Genomic DNA, 3,202 nt, shown 5'->3' on the forward strand with positions numbered 1-3,202 from the left:
GCGTTCGGCACGCCGGAACGGCGGGGAGTATGGTTCGTTTGGGGCAATACGGGCAACGGCAAGACCTCCTTCGTGATGCAGCTCTGCAAGTACCTCTGCCGGTTCGGTCGCGTGGCCTACAACAGTATGGAGGAAGGCGCCTGTCTGACCATGCAGAACACGCTCCGCCGCTTCGGCATGATGGAGGTGAACAAGCGTTTCCTGCTCATCGACAACGAGGACATGGAGCAGCTCTCCCTGCGGATGAAGCGGCAGAAGTCGCCCGACTTCGTGGTAATAGACTCCTTCCAATATACGCAGATGACCTACCGGCAGTATATCGAGTTCAAGGAGCGGCACAGGAACAAGCTGCTGATTTTCATCAGCCACGCCACCGGCCGGATGCCCACCGGGCGCAGTGCCAAGAGTGCGGCGTTCGACGCCTCGCTGAAGATATACGTCGAGGGCTACCGGGCATTCAGCAAGGGGCGGTTCATCGGCCCCCGGGGATATTACAACATCTGGCCGGAAGAGGCGGCCAAATACTGGGGAGAAAGGAATGGTTAGCGATTAACTGTGAGTGTTTAACTATAAGCGAACAATTATGAGAACAATAACGAACAAACCCATCACGGCTGGGCAGCTCAAGGCGTTGCACGCCACTTTCGGGCGCCTCGGGATAGACGCGGATGCACGGCACGGGTGCATACACCACTTCACCGGCGGCCGCACGGAGAGCAGCCGGGAACTTACCATGCAGGAAGCCCGCGAACTGCTGGAGCGTCTCAACCCCATGGACGACAAGGCGCGGGCCATGCAGGCGGCCGAGGCCCGGCAGGTGTTCAGGGAGATATACCACCTGTCATTCCTGATTCCGCAACTGAATCAGGGATTTACCTCCGACAGCGAGGATGAGTACCGCATGAACGTGGCCAAGCTGAACGTATGGGCCCGCCGGTACAGCAAGGCGCGCAAGGACGTCACGGCCATGAGGCTGTGGGAGCTCCGGGATACGAAGAAGCAGCTGGAGGCATGGATGAGGAGGGAAGAAAGGAAATAGACGTAAGATTTTAGAATTTGGAGATATGAGAACGAAAGAAGAAATCAGGCAGGCCATCGAAGTCTTAAGCCGCAAGGATGACAAGCTGAGTAGGGCGATGGCGGAGGTGCTGCGAAGCGGCAAGACTGAACGGCAGGTGTTTGAACACTATGTGATGAACATGCCCGAATCCGCCCGGGATGAAGCTGTGTTCTTCGCGGCGCGCGATGCCGCCCGTTTCGCGAAGGGACACCTCGGGATGGAGGTACTGGTACCGGATGCAAGTACGGTATTGGAGGAAATCAATGCGAGGAAAGCGGCGGAAGAGGTGCCGGAGGGAGACGCGGGCGCGGTTGTCCTCAGCCGTGCGGATTTTGATGCGCTGATGGCCCGTATCGAGCGGCTGGAGCAATGGACGGGGCTCCGCCGCAAGACCAAGCCGGGAAAATGTCTTCCCGGCACGCTTCCGGCCGATGCCGACATGGCCGACATGATGACGCAGAACGAAGCGTGCCGCTACTTGAAATGCGGCAAGAATACCATCAAGGGGTATGCCTCGCGCGGGCTGATACACAGCTACAAACAGGGGAGGTACACCTATTACAGCCGCCGGGAGATGGAAAGGAATATCATCGGGCAGAGAGAGGAGGAATCCCTATGACTTACTCCACCGACCGCAACCGCCGCCTCAAGGAGCTCACCGCCCGCTTCGAGGCATCCGCCGACCGCATACGCGAACTTCAGGACGCCATACTTGAAAATGTCGGCACAATGACCCCGGCGGAACTCGACCGCCATCTGGACGCCCTGCGCGCCGAGCAGGTAAGATGCGACAACATCGCCCTGGAACTGCTGAGTATGACATCATCACGGAAGACGGAGGAGTACAGGGAGAAGCACCGGTTGCGGGCGGAGACATCGAGGGAAAGGATTAAATATTAATGAAAACGGCCTTGGGCGGGCCTTGTAAAACCCATAATGAAAAACAGTATGAAAACAATTGAAGACAAGGCTATTGCCGCGTATGAAGAAAATTTAAAAAGAAAAAAGAAGCTTCAGATTGAAGACGAAGCTTGGATGGATTGGTATAAGATGAGATATAAACAAGCCGAAAAGGATTGTGGTTCCATGTGGATTCCGATTGATGACCGTTTGAATAAGATGCCAAACGATAAGGATATACTTATCAGGCTGGAAGATGGCTCTGTCAGAAGATACGAGGAAGAATGGGAAGAGGAGTTTGGACTGTCCGGCATAGTTACTCATTGGATGACAATACCAGATATTCTTTAAGAAATAATAGACGAATAACTATGCAGAAAGGAATCAAATGAGAATATTAAAGCGGAAGAAGCCGCCCGGAGGCAGCTTCTTGTTTTACGATATTGCATTTTGATAATGCTTTTCTCCTTTTGATAAGGTCGTATATTGCATTAGATGCAACTCCACACGCAATGGAGATTACTATAGTTATAATTATACTTCCCATAAATTCGAGAATTAACGTTATACGGCAATATCGCCTAACATTTGGCAGGGATTTGAACCCATAAAACGCTTGTCAGGCGTTTCCTTCCATAGTCGCAAATGCTGTGACAAAAATACAAAAGTAAAATTATAAAAAGAATATTATGGCAAAGATTTACGTAGCAAGTAGTTGGAGAAATGAATATCAACAGGACGTTGTAGATGTTCTCCGCGATTTAGGGCATGAAGTCTACGATTTTAAAAATCCCCCTCATGGTAATGGTGGCTTTCAATGGTCTGATATAGATCCTGATTGGCAGAACTGGACAACTGAGCAATATCGAGAAGCTCTTAATCATCCGATCGCACAAAAGGGATTTGATTCAGATTTTAACGGCATGAAGTGGGCGGATGTCTGTGTTATGGTTCTTCCTTGTGGTCGGTCAGCTAATACGGAAGCTGGCTGGATGAAAGGTGCAGGTAAGAGGGTGATGGTTTATTCTCCGGAAAAAGAAGAACCGGAACTCATGTATAAGATCTACGATTTTGTGAGTGATAGCATATTTCGCATAAATGATGAAATTTTTAAATTATATAGGTAAAAAAAAGAACAAAGATGAAGACAATGAACCAGACAATCGACATCAGCAAGCTGTCGGCCGCCGAGCGTGCCGAGCTGGCCCGCCAACTGGGCGAGGCCGAAGTGAGAGAACAGCG

General features: G+C 51.3%; 6 protein-coding genes. All 6 read left to right on the forward strand.

The features are described 5' to 3' along the window. On the forward strand, positions 1-546 hold a 546-nt coding region (locus EV202_RS14795), incomplete at its 5' end, for a DNA repair protein RadA family protein (RefSeq protein ID WP_131927598.1). 37 nt (positions 547-583) lie between these two features. Further along, positions 584-1,039 (forward strand): hypothetical protein, encoded by a 456-nt coding sequence (locus EV202_RS14800; RefSeq protein WP_131927599.1) that lies wholly within the window; start codon positions 584-586, stop codon positions 1,037-1,039. 136 nt (positions 1,040-1,175) lie between these two features. After that, a complete protein-coding gene (locus EV202_RS14805) occupies positions 1,176-1,679 on the forward strand; it encodes a helix-turn-helix domain-containing protein (RefSeq protein ID WP_234878322.1) in 504 nt (167 codons plus the stop codon). Next, entirely contained in the window at positions 1,676-1,960 is a 285-nt protein-coding gene (locus tag EV202_RS14810) for a hypothetical protein (RefSeq protein ID WP_131927601.1), read from the forward strand. The genes EV202_RS14805 and EV202_RS14810 overlap by 4 nt, the downstream gene beginning before the upstream one ends. 48 nt (positions 1,961-2,008) lie before the next feature. Beyond that, entirely contained in the window at positions 2,009-2,311 is a 303-nt protein-coding gene (locus tag EV202_RS14815) for a hypothetical protein (RefSeq protein ID WP_131927602.1), read from the forward strand. A 338-nt stretch (positions 2,312-2,649) separates the two neighbouring features. Then, positions 2,650-3,087: a hypothetical protein gene (locus EV202_RS14820; RefSeq protein WP_131927603.1), complete on the forward strand. Its 438-nt coding sequence runs from the start codon at positions 2,650-2,652 to the stop codon at positions 3,085-3,087. Positions 3,088-3,202 lie beyond the last annotated feature (115 nt).

This window comes from Prevotella heparinolytica (assembly GCF_004342845.1).
In the GTDB taxonomy this organism is placed as follows: Bacteria; Bacteroidota; Bacteroidia; order Bacteroidales; family Bacteroidaceae; genus Bacteroides; species Bacteroides heparinolyticus.